Source organism: Staphylococcus sp. AC872 (assembly GCF_979255425.1).
In genome coordinates this window covers 206,719-224,705 of the sequence record NZ_CEEDKW010000003.1, presented here as the reverse complement: position 1 = coordinate 224,705, position 17,987 = coordinate 206,719, and the positions used below count along the sequence as shown (strand labels likewise).

General features: G+C 29.4%; 15 protein-coding genes and 3 pseudogenes. 6 read left to right on the top strand and 12 right to left on the bottom strand.

Going from position 1 to position 17,987, the window contains the following annotated elements:
* The first annotated feature begins 9 nt into the window (after positions 1 to 9).
* The 4 genes and pseudogenes from ACZ267_RS06860 to ACZ267_RS06845 all read left to right on the top strand — a co-directional run bounded on the left by ACZ267_RS06860 (position 10) and on the right by ACZ267_RS06845 (position 4,510).
* Positions 10 to 806: pseudogene (locus ACZ267_RS06860) on the top strand (2OG-Fe dioxygenase family protein).
* Positions 799 to 1,702, top strand: a pseudogene (locus tag ACZ267_RS06855) (DMT family transporter). Before ACZ267_RS06860 ends, ACZ267_RS06855 begins: the two co-directional pseudogenes overlap by 8 nt.
* A 99-nt stretch (positions 1,703 to 1,801) precedes the next feature.
* Positions 1,802 to 2,698, top strand: a complete 897-nt coding sequence (locus ACZ267_RS06850; RefSeq protein ID WP_072519896.1) for a hypothetical protein — start codon at positions 1,802 to 1,804, stop codon at positions 2,696 to 2,698.
* Positions 2,699 to 3,946: 1,248 nt separating this feature from the next.
* Positions 3,947 to 4,510, top strand: coding sequence for an LOG family protein (locus ACZ267_RS06845; protein WP_072519897.1), 564 nt, complete (start codon positions 3,947 to 3,949; stop codon positions 4,508 to 4,510).
* Between the two features lie 75 nt (positions 4,511 to 4,585).
* On the opposite strand, the gene ACZ267_RS06840 is transcribed toward ACZ267_RS06845, so the two are convergent.
* The 10 genes from ACZ267_RS06840 to ACZ267_RS06795 form a co-directional block, all read right to left on the bottom strand.
* Positions 4,586 to 5,752, bottom strand: a complete 1,167-nt coding sequence (locus ACZ267_RS06840; protein WP_072519898.1) for an MFS transporter — start codon at positions 5,750 to 5,752, stop codon at positions 4,586 to 4,588.
* 39 nt (positions 5,753 to 5,791) lie between these two features.
* Complete coding sequence (locus ACZ267_RS06835) at positions 5,792 to 6,271, bottom strand: NUDIX hydrolase (protein ID WP_079449211.1); 480 nt, start codon at positions 6,269 to 6,271, stop codon at positions 5,792 to 5,794.
* Positions 6,264 to 7,034 (bottom strand): hypothetical protein, encoded by a 771-nt coding sequence (locus tag ACZ267_RS06830; protein WP_072519900.1) that lies wholly within the window; start codon positions 7,032 to 7,034, stop codon positions 6,264 to 6,266. The genes ACZ267_RS06835 and ACZ267_RS06830 overlap by 8 nt, the downstream gene beginning before the upstream one ends.
* Positions 7,012 to 7,716, bottom strand: a complete 705-nt coding sequence (locus ACZ267_RS06825) for an HAD family hydrolase (protein WP_072519901.1) — start codon at positions 7,714 to 7,716, stop codon at positions 7,012 to 7,014. The genes ACZ267_RS06830 and ACZ267_RS06825 overlap by 23 nt, the downstream gene beginning before the upstream one ends.
* 254 nt (positions 7,717 to 7,970) lie before the next feature.
* The gene (gene pyrE, locus ACZ267_RS06820) at positions 7,971 to 8,597 is read right to left on the bottom strand and encodes an orotate phosphoribosyltransferase (protein ID WP_072519902.1); all 627 of its coding nucleotides are present in this window, start codon (positions 8,595 to 8,597) and stop codon (positions 7,971 to 7,973) included.
* Positions 8,578 to 9,597, bottom strand: coding sequence for a cysteine synthase family protein (locus ACZ267_RS06815; protein WP_371913831.1), 1,020 nt, complete (start codon positions 9,595 to 9,597; stop codon positions 8,578 to 8,580). The genes pyrE and ACZ267_RS06815 overlap by 20 nt, the downstream gene beginning before the upstream one ends.
* Before the next feature lies 1 nt (position 9,598).
* Entirely contained in the window at positions 9,599 to 10,765 is a 1,167-nt protein-coding gene (locus tag ACZ267_RS06810) for a M24 family metallopeptidase (RefSeq protein WP_162162858.1), read from the bottom strand.
* Between the two features lie 19 nt (positions 10,766 to 10,784).
* Positions 10,785 to 11,183 (bottom strand): NUDIX hydrolase, encoded by a 399-nt coding sequence (locus ACZ267_RS06805; protein WP_072519905.1) that lies wholly within the window; start codon positions 11,181 to 11,183, stop codon positions 10,785 to 10,787.
* Positions 11,170 to 12,567: a 4-hydroxyphenylacetate 3-hydroxylase N-terminal domain-containing protein gene (locus ACZ267_RS06800; RefSeq protein WP_072519906.1), complete on the bottom strand. Its 1,398-nt coding sequence runs from the start codon at positions 12,565 to 12,567 to the stop codon at positions 11,170 to 11,172. Before ACZ267_RS06800 ends, ACZ267_RS06805 begins: the two co-directional genes overlap by 14 nt.
* A 5-nt stretch (positions 12,568 to 12,572) precedes the next feature.
* Positions 12,573 to 13,289, bottom strand: a complete 717-nt coding sequence (locus tag ACZ267_RS06795; protein WP_171991412.1) for a ParB N-terminal domain-containing protein — start codon at positions 13,287 to 13,289, stop codon at positions 12,573 to 12,575.
* Positions 13,290 to 13,883: 594 nt separating this feature from the next.
* Here ACZ267_RS06795 and ACZ267_RS06790 point away from each other — a divergent pair.
* Entirely contained in the window at positions 13,884 to 14,324 is a 441-nt protein-coding gene (locus ACZ267_RS06790) for a hypothetical protein (RefSeq protein WP_124747936.1), read from the top strand.
* A 134-nt stretch (positions 14,325 to 14,458) separates the two neighbouring features.
* Here ACZ267_RS06790 and ACZ267_RS06785 read toward each other — a convergent pair whose 3' ends face one another.
* On the bottom strand, positions 14,459 to 14,956 hold the full coding sequence (locus tag ACZ267_RS06785; RefSeq protein WP_072519925.1) for a hypothetical protein: 498 nt from the start codon (positions 14,954 to 14,956) through the stop codon (positions 14,459 to 14,461).
* A 9-nt stretch (positions 14,957 to 14,965) separates the two neighbouring features.
* On the bottom strand, positions 14,966 to 15,241 hold the full coding sequence (locus tag ACZ267_RS06780; RefSeq protein ID WP_072519909.1) for a hypothetical protein: 276 nt from the start codon (positions 15,239 to 15,241) through the stop codon (positions 14,966 to 14,968).
* Positions 15,242 to 15,348: 107 nt separating this feature from the next.
* Here ACZ267_RS06780 and ACZ267_RS06775 point away from each other — a divergent pair.
* A pseudogene (locus tag ACZ267_RS06775) lies at positions 15,349 to 17,967 on the top strand (type I restriction endonuclease subunit R); the annotation flags it as partial.
* Positions 17,968 to 17,987 lie beyond the last annotated feature (20 nt).

Here is a 17,987-nt window from a genome sequence, read left to right as displayed (position 1 = left end):
TTACTTAAGATGAAAATACAATATCAAAGGAGATGTTTTATAGTGAGTAAGATTAAACAAAATGGTTATGCAAGATATGATTTAATGAAAGACTTGAATTACGAAGGTATACAACATGATCATCATGAATTATTAGAAAACTTCAATGATTTACCAGAAGATGACTACGCACCAAACTTGAATAGATATAGAAGATACTCAAGAGCAATTATTTTACCTGAAACAGAAGATATTTATTGGTTACCAACAATAACTAAAAATGATATAGAATATTCAGCTTACTTTCAAGGTAAATTTAATCCCGAACATCTAGGAGCATATAGAGAGTTTCAATCATTAGAAAAAATATACGAAGTAACAAATTATTAAATGAAATTATCAAAGCCAATTATAAAGAAACATTTTGGAGTGAAGAAGACAAATTTTCACCTATTCATGTAGGTGTACAATTTGTAAAACTTTACGTAGAAAAAGATGGTGATAAGGCAATTTCATCACCTGATTGCTTGCATCAAGATGGCGAACCTTTTACATTTGCACATTTAATTGAAAGAACAAATATAACTGGAGGAACAAATGCTATAGCAATTCCAGAAGTAGCTGGTAATAAGCCGGAAGAAGTCAACAATAATGATTTAATAGAAGTTTTTGAAATCACACAACCTTTAGAATCTTATGGTGTTTATGATCCCGATGTAAGTTATTACGTAAGTCCAGTTGAAAAAGGAAGTGGTAATAATATTGGTGTACGTTCAGTAATTCTGATTGACTACCAACAAACAGTTGTAGCAGATGTTGATGAATAATCTTAATTATAATAAATCAATTCACTTCGCATTTGGAATTACCATTTTCCTTTGGGCCTCCGCTTTTCCAGTAATTAAAATAGCACTAAATGATTTTAAAGCAGAACATTTATCTGCTTGAAGATTACTCATCGCTGCGATATTATTATGCATACTAGGAATTATAAAAAAATACCTCTTCCTCATATAAAAGACATACCTTTTATTTTATTATTAGGTTTTTGTGGTTGTACAGTTTATCACACTGCATTAAGTATCGGGGAGTACTATGTAAATGCTGGTGTAGCAAGTTTAATTGTTTCAACAACACTAATTTTTTCGGCATTACTTGCCACTTACTTGCCACTTATTTTTTAAAAGAGAAATTTTCAAAGTTAGCTTGGATAGGATCAATTATTGCATTTCTCGGTGTGGCCTTAATCTCATTAGGTAATGGAGATAAACTTAATGTCTTTATAATAGGTATTGTATTAGTCCTATTAGCTTCATTTGGCGAAAGTGTGTATTTTGCTTTTCAAAAAGAATATTTAGATAAATATGGTTTTATTCCGTTAACAATTTATACAATTATTACAGGTTCATTATTTATGATTATATTTTTGCCGGGAAGTTTTATTGAATTACAAACGGCAAATATGACATCGATATTATCTGTCATTTATTTAGGAGCATTCCCAACTGTTATACCTTAAATTGCCTTAGCTTATACGATACAAAAAGTAGGTGTATCAGATGCAACAACTTCTTTATATTTAACACCTGTCGTTTCTCTAATACTAGCCTATTTTATGCTAGACGAAGTACCTACTTTATTTGCTATTATTGGCGGTGTTATTACATTAATTGGCGTAACCATTACATCCACAAACGCTAAAGAAAGTGTAGATTTAAAATAAGAAGTTAAATATTTTATATTAGAGTCACAGTGCATTCTATTATTCAAAATCGCTGTTCTCTAATTTTTATGTAATACTATTTTGAAGAGGAGGATAAACATGTCGTTAAATTTTATCAGCGTTATTTGTGGACTTGTTTTTGGGTTACTGCAATGTATTTACGGAGTTAGAAGTTTTAAATTACAACAAAAGCAAGCTCTTGAACGAGACAGATCAAAAATGACTTCTATGAATAACAAAAATGAAGTAACTACAAATGGTAATAATAATAGCTACCAATCCATACAAGTAAATCATTATCATGATGAAATTGAACTTACTAATGACGAAATTTCACAACGTAAACCTCAAAAAATCACTATTTACATTGCATTAGGATTAATCGTTTTAGTTATTTTTACTAATAGCATATTACAACAACATGAAACCTCGAGTTTAGTTTTATTTTCGTTCATTTTAGATCCACTTTTGATTGCATTGGAAAACTTGCTTTACACTTTTGTTACAGGTGGTCTTATTACTTCAATAGTACTATTTACTTTGGGAATTAAACTTAAAAGTAAAATCACTTTATACACAGGAATTTTACATTTAATTAATTGTACCTGTTCATTTAATTTTCTCAAAACTATCAATATTAGACATGCAATTAATGCTTTACTTAATCCTAATAGAGGATTTTTATTAACTATACAGTCTATAACTATAATATCTTCATTTCTAATGTTATTATTTATATTTTGGTATATCACTAAAGTAAGTATTGATTATATCTCTGGTTATTCTAAAACATTAAATAATTCAACAGATTTAAAAATACTCACAATAAATGCAGAATTAAAACGTCTGATAATACCACTAATACCAATAATTATTATCGCTATATCTACTTTTCTTCTATATATGAACGGATTAGAGACAATTGGTGGGTTAATTTCAGACTTACTTGAAAAAATAGTTCATGAATTTAAAACAAAAGTTTTTAGTGAGTTTTAATTTTGTTTATACGACACCTTAAACTTTTTAAAATAGTGAAAATGACGAATAAGTAAAAAATATATATTCAAGAGCATTTCCTACTCCAAAAAGTGGGAAATGCTCTATTTATATTATTACTTCTTGAATTTGATATTAGTCTAGTCACATATTTATTATAATCTACCTAGATTATTAGCTTCTTTAATTCATATACCACTATTTTTTTATTATTACCATTCAATTTTAGTTTCATGATCCATAGATGTTTTAAGCCTATCTCATCAGCTTTAACTATAATAATCCTAGCTCCTGAGCCTGATTTATTATTTAAGTTAAATGACCATTTTGAACCATTATTTCCAGTTCTTAGAATTTAAATAAATCAGCTACCCTTACTTCATTAATATCTGAAATAGTTTAATCAAAAACATTATCACTAATTATACTCCATTATACTTGTTGTATCCAAAAATTCAACAGCTTCTAATATGCCTATGATGGTAATCGAATATAATATCACACCATTTTAAATTAATGCTTCCCAATATGAAAGGAAATTTGAAATCAATATTTAAACTAGTACATATTAATTTAACTGTAAACAGTTCATGTTAAATATATGAGACGAAAAACGGTCTTATATAACTATTCTTGCTTTTTTTGTTTTACATCAAATTGATATCTATAATAATTCAAAAAAACCCGCTCCTAAAGACGTGGTTAAATAAAAAGATTAATTACTAGTATGAGTTCAAGATTCATATATAAGTTGTAGCACACTATTAATAGATTATATCTTTTTTTACAGTTAAACATCTCCCAGTGACATGCACAAGTAATGTTTGTAACGAATAGCAAATAAAAGAATAGTATTTTAAATTATGTTGAATGTATTCTATTAAAAATTGAGGAATAAAGATGAATTACTTAATTCAACCCCTTATTTTAAGTCATTTTAGACAAATTAATTTAGTGAACAAAAACTAAATTGTATTCCAGATAAAAAACCAATAATTAAATTGCGAAAAATATTGTGATACAAACACCAAACTTTTAAAACTAATAAAATAATCCTTAAAGAATGGTTATTATATTATTAATATGATACTCTATATTTATAATATGAATTCAAACAATTTTGTGGTTAAAAGTTTGTTATCAGTTTTCATTTAGTTGGATAACTTATAATTTTAAGTATTAATGAAACTGTTAACTATTGGATTAAACTTAAAAATATACAAGCAGTAATATTTAGGAGGATCGAAAATGAATATCGTTGTTTATTGTGGTGCTAGTGAAGGTAATTTAAATATATACAAGCAAGAAACCATAAATTTAGGTGAATGGATAGCTGAGAAAGGACACACTTTAGTTTATGGAGGTGGAAATGTCGGATTAATGGGATTATTAGCAGACACTGTATTAAAAAACAATGGAAAGGTTATTGGTGTAATTCCTGAATTTTTAATTGAGAGAGAGCTCTCTCATCCTAATCTAACAGAACTACTTATTGTTAATACTATGTCTGAAAGAAAATCAAAAATGGTTGAATTGGGGCAAGCTTGTATAGCGCTACCTGGCGGTCCAGGGACGTTAGAAGAGATAACCGAAGTAGTATCTTGGGCACGTGTTGGCCAAAATGATAGCCCCTGTATATTTTATAATGTCAATAACTATTATAAACCAATTGAAAATATGTATGACGCTATGGTGAAAAATGATTTTTTAACTTCAACTGATAGAGAAAAAATACTTTTTAGTAACTCTCTAGACAGTATAGAGGACTTCATTATAAATTATGAAAAACCTACAATACGTAGTTATAAATAAAAAGCAGCGAGAATACTCGCTGCACTATATACTAAAACTAAGATATTTAAAGTGAAAGTAAAAATACAATTTAAATTAATTACATTCTTTTGTTAATTGTTTAAACTTAAGATTTATAGTTAGCAAAGCAATTACTATAAGCACTAACATAACTATAGTAAAAGACTCAGTGCCCAACGTTTTTAATAGCATACCTCCTATGAAGCCTCCGCTAGCTATAGACAGATTCCATGACGTTGCACTAATAGCCATAGCAGTATCTATTTTAGAACGTTCCACTATCTTAGATAAAATTGATTGTACTAAAGTTGCCGCCCCTCCAAAACTTAACCCCCAAAAAATTATAGCTATGATAACCAAAAAATCAGTTTGAAAAAAGGTTAGTATTAATGAGGCAAAAAAGAATAAAACTAAACTTATTATAATTAGCTTAATCAAATAAGAATCTATAAACACCCCTGTTAGTAAAATACTTACTATAGAAAAAAGACCGAATATGAATAAAGTCATACTTATCGATACACTTATATCTAATGCTTTTATATAAGTTGTTATGTATGTGTATAAAATACTGTGAGCTACTATCCAAGAGGTTGAAATTATTAAAATTGAAATCACACCAGGAATTTTTACCACATTTACTAAATTAGTTTTTTGTCTAGATTCATTACCTTTAAAGTTAGGAATTTGCACTATAAAGAAAAATATAAGTAGTATTATTAATATAGACAAAATCAAAAAAATTATTCTCCAATTCAATAGTACACCTAAATAACTCCCAACAGGCATGCCAATGCTAAGTGCAATTGGCGTACCTAACATAGCAATTGTCAATGCTCTGCCTCTCACATCAGGCGTAACCATTCTGCTAATATAACCAGCTAACAAACTCCATATTAAGCCTGATCCTATTCCTGCTACAAAACGACAAGCTAAAGTTAATATGTAACTCAGTGAAAATACTGTGATCGTATTCATCAAAAAAAATAACAATAATCCAAATAAAAAAAGAGGTTTTCGATTCCAAGATTGTGTTTTTAAAACTATAGGTACCGGTGAAATAAATGAACCTAATGCATAAAACGTAACAAGTTGACCTGCATATGAATTAGGTACATTAAGGTCCTCGCTGATCTCAGGAAGCAATCCAGATGGGAGTGTTTCTGTCATTACACAAATAAAACTTATTAAACTAAAAGCTAATAATTTAATTAATGGTAGTTTTGAATCAACCTTATTCAATAATCCCTCCCCTTTCTAAAACTCTGCTTGTGTTTTGGTTTAGTTGAACGTCAATACTATATCTTCATTAGCTTTAAAGTTAATAGTACAGTTGATAAATTTTTGAGGATTCTCAAAATGTTTTTTAAAAAATTTTGCGTAATATGAGGGTACATCTGTATTTATTAATAATTCATTAGTATTTATCCATTCTGGGACTACTTTTTCGGGTTCCCTAGTTTCAGTTTTTCCACTATATTCTAGAGCTTTGAACATAAAACAAACATTGTGACTATTATCAATTTGTGAAATAAAAGAAATCACTCCAATAATACATGGATTAAGAATAGTTACGCCTGTTTCTTCTCTCATTTCCCTAACAATTGCTTCTTCTAAAGATTCTCCTATTTCTACATGCCCCCCAGCCGGAATAAGCTTCATTAATGTGTGAGCTTTCTTTTTTACCCTTCTAATCATTAAATACTTTTCATCACTCTGCAATAAGCAGCTCACTTGAACTTTAGGTCGATTACTAATCATTTTCAATACCTTCCCACTTATTCAAATTTACTGTTAATGTTGTTTTGGCAGCAGATTTTAAATCTGGTTTTTGCCCCAACAAGTATTGTGTATTTTTAAAAGTAGCGTTCCATGTGGAATCTACAATACTTTCCGGTAAATAAAAAGGAGTATCAGCTAAATGAGCATCACTACGACTTTGATTTAAATTTTTGTAGATATTCTCGTTCTTTTCTTTAACTCTTATTGCTATTTCAAATATTGGTGATTGTCTTGTGTTAGGATAACTATCTAGTGGAGCAAAAGTCATAACCCACGATAATACTTGAGGTTTATCTTTTTTTGCTATATTAATTCTTAGTGGTATACAAATTTCGCTTTCATTATATAATACTGGTTTTTGCATAAAAACATATTGTGATTGTGAAATTAATTTTTTCACTAATTTTATAACTTCTACTTCTGTTGTTATATTAGGGAAAAGCAGACTAATCACTTCTACTTCTTCTCTAGATATAGATTCTTTAATTATTGTATCTATTTCACTAGTATGAATTGTATAAAAAACCTTTTTGTACCATCCATTTTTTTCCTCGTCTAATTTAGACAATTTTTGAGCAAAAACACAGCCATTTTGACCTTTAGAATGCCAATACTGGTGTATTTTCTTTACTAATTCTTCATTTTTAAACACTGATTCTCCATATGTATTAATAAAATCTTCTCTGTTAGAAAACTTCCGTTTTCCTATAATCTTAGACTTAGTTTTTGGCTTTAATTCCATATAATACATCTCCTTTAAAAATATAATCCCATATTATTGTTAAATCTTTTGATGAAAAAAACTTTTTTTCTGTAAATTGTCCATCATATTCCCAACTTAACGGTCTTTCTATATGAAATGCTTGCCAACTAGCATTTAATGCTGGTAAAATATCGTGATTTAAAGAATTTCCAATCATAATGTCTTCATTTGATGAATTCATGCTCCTATAAACTTTTTCATTTTTATGATCAACTATACTAATATCGTCAAAGATAGTATGTAGCCCCAAATCTTCAATTCGTTTTGTTTGTATATGTTTATCACCATGAGTCAATATTACAAATTTTGTTTTTTCAGGTTTTTCAGATTTTATTATGTCTAAAATACTTTTAGCATCAGCGTGTAATGGTATTTCCCTTTGAAAAACATCATTAGCTAAATCAAAAACATGAGTTTTTGAGAAAGAATTTTTAGGCATTAATTTTTCAAATGTCTCTACCCAACTACTACAAAATCTACTGGGCGAAAAAGACATACTTTCTATTTTTGAAATGTCTATCTTATTCATATAACTAAGAATCTCTGATTTTTTATAGTTAGTATTTTGTTCTATTAGTTTCGATAATTTGTTATTAACGTCCATGTACGCTTCTTGTGTTTGTATTAAAGTATCATCTAAATCAAAATAAACATTTTTCATTATATAATATTTCTCCTATTACTATATATTTTCTACTTTAACTTGTCGAATGCAACCTGTATCATACTATATAAATCATGAGAGTTTTGTTTACTTAAAAGTATTTCTGAACTCTTCATATAGTTAGAGTTTACATGAATCTATAACAAGATGAAACAAATAGAGTTAGATCCTCCAACTCATTATTAAGGCTTAATAAGTTTTTTTATTACTATATATCTGAGAAAAAGTAGCGTTTTCCTCACTCCCTCTCCCTATTTTTCTAAGTACACCTTTATTTTATTGATTATGTCTACTCTATTTTTTTCTCTTAATACTTCTAAAACATCTTCTATTTTACTCATACAATAAAATGGCAAGCCTAATTCAGTTTTAATATATGTAGATGCTTTTATAGTACTTTCAATGTAGTTTTCTTCTCTATCCAGAGCAACAAGAAAACCACTTAATTCTGCTTTATTATCCTTAATAATTTTAATTGTTTCTAACACGGTTTTCCCTGAAGTCAAAACGTCATCTACAGCTAAAACTTTTTTCCCTGTCATTAATGCCCCGACCATATTTCCTCCATCTCCATGACTTTTTGCTTCTTTTCTATTAAAAGCAAACTCTTTATTAATGTTATATTTATTTTTCAACATTAAAGATGTAGCTAAAGCTATTGGAATCCCTTTATATGCTGAGCCAAATATTAAATCACATTGGATGTTATTTTTGTAAATATAATCCGCATAAAATTCTCCTAGTTCTTGTAACATAGTGGAATTATTAAAACTACCAAAATTAAAAAAGTAAGGACTTTTTCTTCCTGACTTCAGCTGAAATTCACCAAATGTTATAATTTCTTTATCTATGACATACTTACTGAATAAATTCTTCATGTTGTGTCTCCCATACTTTTATATTATCTATTTCATTTAAAATTTTCTCTTTATCTTCTAGAATTTTTGTATTTTTTAACACCCAATTATCATCATAGATTTGATTCAAGTAATTAATCCCAGTATCTGGAATAATTGCAGTAGCAACTTTAACATCGGTGTGGTTCAGCATATAAATTGCACCAGCTAGTGATAGTCCAGAAGATCCTCCCAACATTAAACCATTGTTCTTAGCAAAATATCTACACAAAGATATAGCTAATGAATCTGTGACTTTAACACAATAATCTAAGCTATTAAAATTTAAATTTTGACTAGTCCAAGACAATCCAGCTCCATTAATAAGATATGGCTTTGATTCACCGCCAAATATTTTTGATCCTTCCACATCAACTCCAATAATTTTTACGTCTCTATTTTCCTTAATTTTTTTTCCTATTCCACAAATATGACCGCCAGTGCTAACTGCTGATATAATACAATCTGTCTCAATGTTCAAGAATTCATTACCTGTATACTTGTAATGATATTCGCAATTATCGGTATTTTCATATTGATTCGGCCAGTAATAATTATTTTCTTTATCAGAGCTTATAATTTCTTTAACTTTCTTAATTCTAACTTTTTGATAACTCCCGTTTTCATCAGGCGTGCTTACAGACACTACATTAGCTCCATATGCTTTATATATATTTAGCATTGAATTTTCTATTTTAGGATCAACCACTAAAGTAACTTTATACTTCTTAATAGCACCTATCATAGCTAATGATTTCCCTAAATTACCAGAGGTAGATTCTATTATATGCATCCCAGGATGTAATAATCCTTTTTCTTCAGCCTTTTCAATCAAGCCTATAGCGGTTCTATCCTTTATACTAAAATTAGGATTGTAATATTCTAATTTTAATTTTAAAACCTTATCTTCTGGAATTAAATTATTTTCTACAGTGATAATAGGGGTATTACCTATTAAACTTAAATTGTTTCTATATTCCAATTTAATCATCATCCTTTTCGATAACATTACCATTAGTTTTGTTTAATACAATATTCTTATTTTTTTGGATTAGCACTAAATCTTCTACATGGATAGCACCAACACCATATTCATAATAAGGCGTTTCAATACATAAAACCATATTTTCTTCAATCGTCTCTTCATTATATGGAGATAATACGGGGAGTTCATAAGGCTCTAATCCTATCCCATGACCAACATGTTGTCTTTTATAATGCGGTATACCATTTTTCCGAACATAATTCATGACGAATTTATACACATCTTTAGCTTTCATACCTGGCTTTATAAAATCTATCGCTTTTTTTTGTGCATTCAATAAAATACTATAATACTCTTTATTAACATACGCATTTTTATTTGTTGTTAATATTCTGGCAACGTCAGCCCAATATCCTTTATAGCTAATATCACAATCAAACCAAACAAAGTTATGTTCATTGAATATAATATTTTCTTTAGGTTGTCTTTGTCCTCCAACTGAATGTTCCCCAATTTTTATCATTGGCAAATTAGATATACCACCATTCTTCGCAATTGAAGTATTAAACGTTTTCACAATTTCTTCTTCATTAGTTGGAAGTTTTAATTCAGTAACATCTAATATAGCCTGTTCCAGTATATTAGAGCTCTTTTGCAACAACTTTATTTCATCATCAGTCTTAATACTTCTAACTTTTTTCAAATAATAAGAAGCATCTTTCATTTCATACACATTCAACTTCTCAGCTATTATTTTGTACTTAGCGTGAGTAAGTCCTTCCTCATCTATAAGGATTTTTTTAGAATGTAATTTTTCTAAAATGTTTTTCAATCCTTCAATTGCATTAGGATAATTGTTTTCCTCACTTGAAAATTCTTCTAATTTGACATCATCTATAGTCTTTCTATATTTATTTTCATCTTCTCTATAAAATTCGCCATAAGTATTAACAAACCCTACATCGCTATAGCTATCTAACACTTGATCTATCTCGCCTTTAGAATGGACTATATGAATTTTATTTGGTACACTTCGATGAACAATTATAAATACATCGCTTGTATAAGGTCTTAGTACTTTACAGACAGGGGAAAAGCCACTTAGATATTGAATATTTTCTTTTGTTGTTGCTATATAAGTATCATAATCCAGTTCTTTAAACATATTTTCCAATTCACATACGTTATACATTTACTACACCTTTTTCTATAAGTTTTACAATTTTAACCACTGCTGGCGCCATTAAATGCTTATCTTCTAAAGCAATCATCTTAATATCAGTAATTTCATTACTCTTAATTAAATTGTAGCTGCTGACATCGGAATGATAGCAATTCAAAATTACGGAATTCTGATTGTCTGGATAAGCAACATCTTCTATACTACAAACAAAATTAAAGGTTTCTTTTGACATCCTTATATTCAACTCTTCATTAAGTTCTCTAATTAATGCATCTAAGCTATTTTCATTTTTCTCAATTTTGCCTCCAGGTAAATAATATTTTTCGTTATTACGTACTTTTACTAAAAGAATGTAATTATTTTTTACATATAATAAATTCGCACAATTATATACTTTCAAGTAAATCCCTCACTATTTTTGTTAGCTTTTCTTTAGGGTATGCTAGATAATGCATAGCAGATAATCTCATTGGGTCTCCAGCATGGTAGTATTCATAAACTTTTTGACGTTGACCAAACGTTTCTCCTGTAACATCCCAACTTAAATTTAGTAATTTCGAACGATATTCAGATTCAACTAACGGTGATTTGAGACTCTCAATTAAAACATCTCTATTTTCATTATGATAATCTGACATAGATGGAACAGATAACATTGAGCCAGCAGCTAATTTTTGAATTAAGTCAACAGCTTTTTTATAAATTTGTGGAAGATGATATCTAACGGCTTGAATTGCATCAATATCCGGCGTTAAAACTCCTTCGTTTGTTAATTGAGCATTCTCTTCACAAAGTAATATGCCACCTTTTACTAACTCTATCGATGTAGTTAGATATCCCAATTCTTCTTGGATATTAACAAATTTACTCAAGCCTAACTTTTCTGCTAATTCTATAGCGATTCCTGATATAAATTCTAATTTAGCTAATCCTCTTGTAATATCTTGATGACCAGTATGGTGACGTATTTTAGACTTATCAAAGAAGCTATTTGATGCTTCAATATCTTTGAATACAAAAACATTATCCCAGGGTATACTTACATTATCGAAAATCACATATGCATCTATTTCTTCTAAAGAGTTAGAAAGAGGGTAATCTGCTAATGAATATCCAGGTTTATCATATGTTTTTCTTGTTATTACTTTTACCCCTTTTGTGTTTACCGGAGTTGAAAATGCAATAGCATAATTTTCATCTCCTTCTTTTAATCCCGGCATATTGAAAATTAATAGTTCATCTGCCAATGGAGCTAATGTAACAATCATTTTAGCACCTTGAACTAAAATTCCATTTTCATCAAAATCTTTAACATGAACTCCACTATAGTCGTTTTCTATTTCGCTAATTTTCTTAGATCTATCAATTTGGGGATTAATAGAGGCATGAGATACAAATAAATCTTTTTCACTAATATAATTGTAATAATTTATTGCATTTTGTTTGAAATCAGCGTATTCATTTCTCCCTAAAAAATCATTATGATATTTTAGACTCATTATTCCAGGGTTCATAAAATCAGGCGTTCTGCCTAACATACCATAAGACTCTTTAGCGATGTCATAATAAACATCTCTTTTTAACTTTAAATCTTCCTTGGTTTGAGGTTTTAAAAAAGTTGTAGATAAACTGCTTCCATAAATAGTATGATAATTTCTTTCCTCCTGGAGTTGGTAATATCTATTGATATATTTGTATGTGTTTTCAAAAACTTTGTGCTCCTCTAAAATATTGCTAACCCTTTTACCATTGATAAATATCTTTCTACCATCTTTTAAATTCATAGTTTTCACCTTTCTTCATATAAATAAATTGGCTCATTATAAAGTCGTAAGTTCTCTTCTATTTTTCTAATATAACCTAAATCTTTGTATTTGTTTTCCAATTTATAAAGAGGTAAGTTTACACACATAACTCTACCTGTTTTTATAGATACTTGAGTTACCCCGGCAGGTAAAACTTCTTTTTTTTTCACTAAAATCTTAATTTTCTGAAAATCGAGGGTCGGATATTTTATGTTTAACACCCCATCTTTGTCAGAAACTCCTCTCTCAAAAGATCTTTTTTTGTTTATCTCATTAACAAGCGTTTTGTAGTTTCCTAGACACTGATTATTATTTAATATATCTCCTAAACCATAAGCATATTGCTTATGTACGTCATTTACAATAAGAGTTGGTTCACTTTTAAAAATCTTCGTATCTTTAAAAAATTCAATGCTTGAATAATCATTTATATCCAAGTTATGTGTCCATGAATCAATGATAAAATCATTCTCATTAACTACTTGACATAATACATTATCATAACCTAAGTCCTTAATAACACTAGACCTGTGAGCTCCATCTAATACTAAATATTTATCTTCTGTTAAAGGAGTTACAATTACAGGGTTTTTCTGAACGGCATCATTTTTGATTTTTTCTTTTAATTTATAATATCTTTCAGATTCTATTTCTTCATGTTGATATAACGAATTACTATCTAATAACTTAATGACAGGCATATCCATTACCCTCCTTTATAAAAGCGTTTAAATAACGAACGAAAATTATATATTATTTCATTTCGTTCGTTTATAAGCTTATCAAATTTTAATATGAAAAAACAGACTTTTTAGATAACCAATCAAATGATATAATATAATTTTTAATAAAATTTTATATTTAGGGTTTATATAGATTAAAACAAAAATAAAATTCAGAAAATTCAGAAAACTTTACACTGATTTTTATATTAGTTAATAATAATAGTAAACTTATTAAGAAATTGTATCCCCCAGTATTTATTTCACTATAATAATGATGACATTTTAATAGAAAAAACATTCAAATCTCTTTGGAAAATTACTTTTTACCTTGAAAATGAAAAGTGTAATAAAAACAGAAATATAAACTATCGAACTATAAATATTATTTATAATAAATATAAAAATAAAATAAATCTTATATTAAAGGAAGACCATTTTCACAAATTTTTGCCAAGTGATATTAACTCTGAAAACTTTAGTCTATTGATAAAATTTATATCAAGACATAATTTATATAAAAATTTTAATGCCTCTACCCAGACATTTCTAAAAATTAATATTGAAAAGGAAATGACAGGAAAATATCAGTTTTTATCTTGTTTTTTAAGAGAAGACTTAGAAGATCAGTTAAAATTTATAAATAATAACGTCAATAATTGGATTTTTAATTATATTAGTGAGGATTTTAGTGAAATTTTATTCCAAGTTTATGAAAAAGAAGGTTTTATCCAAAGTTATTTGAATCAAGTTATTGAAATATTTAGTGAGAGTGATAGTTTTGATACTGCTAATTCTAATTTCAACCATTTCATAAAACCTTTTTTTAGGCACTTTAACAAATCTCAATTTCAAAAAATTATAAAAGCTTTTAATGATAATGGCCAAATAATCAGCCGATGGAGAGGTAAATCAGACCTAGAAATAGTTTTAAATGAAATGAAAAGTTATAATTTCAAATTGGATAATATACATGAGTATGAATATGTAAAAAAAATACTAGAGGAGAAGTAGCTATTATATATTAACAACAATACAAAAATTCAAACTTGAACTAAATAGAACTACAATGGCTAATAATGAGTAAAAAAATAAATTAATATAGCATCCCTCCACTCTACGGTGAAAGGATGCTATTATTATTTATCTTATTCTTTTACAGTTACTGGTTCTCCTAATGTTTCTGTTACAACTTTTTCTAATTCTTTTCCTAATGGTCCTTTGATTTGCAATGATCTTACACCACTGGAAATGATTAAACTAGAGCCCGCTATAAATATTGATCCCATTAATAACCCACCTACAGGAATAGAGAATACTGCTCCAGCTAGTAATACTTTACCTATTTGTCTAAATGGTTTACGACTAAACTTAACTTCTAACCCAATAACATTTTCAAACTTAGTTTCACCAATTATTATTTCATAATTACTATTTCTACCGTTAAAGTAGTAATAAATAATTTTAGCATTGTCCTTAAATATTTTTAATAACTCTCTATCAGTCTTACTAGAGTGCTTTAAAATATCCTTTTCTTTTAAAACCTCTTCTTTTTTACTAAACTTATGATCTTTATCAAGTGCTAATTGTTTTAATTTATCTTCAAATGTTTGTGAATTTTGATTATTATAAAATGTGAATTTCATGTTTGTCACCTATTTCTCCCATTTTTCAGTTTCTTCATTGTAAGAATATCCTCTTTCAATTAACAAAGTTCCTGCTGCAATGTAAGTATCATGGTCTCCTCCATCTTTATGAATCGCATAATATTCCATTAAATCTTTATCTGAACGATCCTCCAACAATTGTCTCATGGTTTGTCGATCTCCTGTTGTTTCATATAAAGCACTTATTGCTGCTCCAGCTACTATTAATGGTACAGCAGCTACTTTACCAGCACCTATACCAACTTTTTTTAAAATTTCTTTCATCTTTTTATCTCCTTACTTTATTGATTGTCTTAAATATACACTTACTATATTTTCTAAATATTCTATGAATTTATCGGTTAATGCTTGAGGACTCACTAGTCTGACTTGTGGGCGTCGAAGACGGTTATCATCAATTAGAAACTTATAAAATGCGTGTTCCACAATTATTTACATTTAACGAAGTGCTTATTACAAGTGATGGTATTAATACAAAAGCTGGTTCACTAACTGCGAACTATGATCGTTTTATGACTTGGCGTTCTAAGGATGGAGAAACCGAATCGCCCTCAAGTTTAGCTAGTTTAGATGTGCTGATTCATGGGATGTTAAATCCAGAAACCTTACTTGATTTAATTCGATATTTTGTAATATTCCAAGATGATGGTAAAGGACATATCAGTAAAATTCTGGCAGTGTATCATCAATACTATGCCGTTAATAAAGCTGTTGATAGAGCTTTATTAGCCTCATCTGGGCAAGGTGATGGTAAAGGTGGCGTTATTTGGCATACCCAAGGGTCTGGTAAAAGTTTAACAATGGTCTTTTTCTCTGGAAAATTAATTCAAATACTGAATAACCCTACCTTAGTCGTTGTAACAGATCGTAATGACTTAGATAACCAACTGTACAGTACGTTTGTTAAATCGAAAGGACGGTCTGGTAAAGGTTTATTAAGACAAACGCCAAAACAAGCTGAAACAAGTAAAGAATTAAAATCGTTATTATCTGTTGAATCGGGCGGTATTGTATTTACAACGATGCAAAAATTTGAACCTGAACAAAACGAAACGACCATGGCTGCTCTAACAGAACGTAAAAATGTGATTGTTATGGCAGATGAAGCGCATCGTACACAATATGGCTTTAATGCAAAATACGATGATAAAGGCGAAGGCATTAAATATGGTTATGCGAAGTATTTAAGAGATGCTTTACCGAATGCGACGTTTGTAGGTTTTACGGGTACACCCGTAGCTTCAACGGATAAAAATACGCAAATGGTCTTTGGGAACTATATCGATGTTTATGATATGACACAAGCCGTAGCTGATGGAAGTACAGTTAAAATTTACTATGATAGTCGCGTAATTCCATTAAATTTACCTCAAAATTTAGATTTAGATGAAGCATATAATGACATTACAGAAAATCAAGAAGAGGATGTAAAACAGCGTTTAAAATCAAAATGGTCCCGTATTGAGGCCTTAGCAGGTGCAAAACCTCGTGTAGAAGCCCTAGCCAAAGACATCATCCAACATTTTGAAACACGTCAGCAAGCGATGAAAGGTAAAAGAATGATCGTAACGATGAGTCGTCGAATTGCTGTTGATTTATACGATGAAATCATTCGTCTAAAACCGGAATGGCATTCGAATGATGATGATAAAGGTGTTATTAAAGTGGTAATGACAGGCTCATCTAGTGATCCTGCTTCTTTCCAAAGACATATTGGTCCTAAAAAACGTCGTAATTTATTAGAAAAACGTATGAAAGATGTGAATGATGAATTACAACTCGTGATTGTTCGAGATATGTGGCTGACAGGATTTGATGTCCCTTCTATGCATACGATGTATATTGATAAACCGATGAAAGGCCATAATTTGATGCAAGCAATTGCCCGAGTTAATAGAGTGTTTAAAGATAAACCAGGTGGATTGATTGTCGATTATGTGGGTATTGCCGAAAGTTTGAAAGAGGCACTTAAAGAATATACAGAATCTGACCAAGCTCAAACGGCAATAGATACAGATAAAGCGGTTGAATTGATGTTATTGAAGTATGATGTGATTCAAGATATGTTATATAATCTTGATTATTCTAAATTTAATTCAGAGAAAAATTCTGAACGTTATTATACTATTTCAGATACGATGGATTATGTGATTGGTTTAGGCGAAGATGAACACCAACGTTTTATTAAAACGGTCACAGAGTTAGGGAAAGCCTTTGCTCTTTGTGCGACTGAATCTACATCCCAAGAACTCAATGATGAAATTGCTTTCTTTAAAGCGGTTAAAGCAGGACTTGTTAAATTGTTACAACCGTCAAAAGAAGGAAAAAAACGTAAAACGCCTGCAGAAGTTGAAGCAGAGATTAATCAACTTGTGTCACAATCTGTTGTGACTGAAGATGTCATTGACGTTTATCAAACACTAGGTCTTGAACAACCCGATTTATCAATCCTATCAGATGATTTCTTAAAAGATGTCGAAGGATTGAAACAAAAAAATGTAGCTGTAGAATTATTAAATCGATTACTCATAGGGCAAGTTAAATCATTAATGAAAACGAGTGTGACAGTATCTAAGCGCTTCTCTGAGATGTTAGGAAATTCGATTAATAAATATAATAGCCGTTCTATTGAAACATCAAAAGTGATTGAAGAACTCATTCAACTTGCCAAAGATATTAAACAAGAACAACAACGAGGAAATGAATTAGGCCTAAATTCGTATGAGATTGCGTTTTACGATGCTTTAGTTTCACATGAAACAGCGAAAAAAGCGATGGAAGATAAAGAATTATGTGCGATTGCTCATGAATTAACTAAAACAGTGAAAGAAAATATGGGGGTTGATTGGTCTAAACGTGATAGCGCCAAAGCTAAAATGCGCGTAGCTGTTAGACGATTGCTTAAGAAATATGGCTATCCACCAGATTTACAAAAAATGGCTGTAGAGCAGGTCTTAGAACAAGCAGAACTTATGGCAAGTAATCAATAAAAAAATAAACTAAAAGAGCA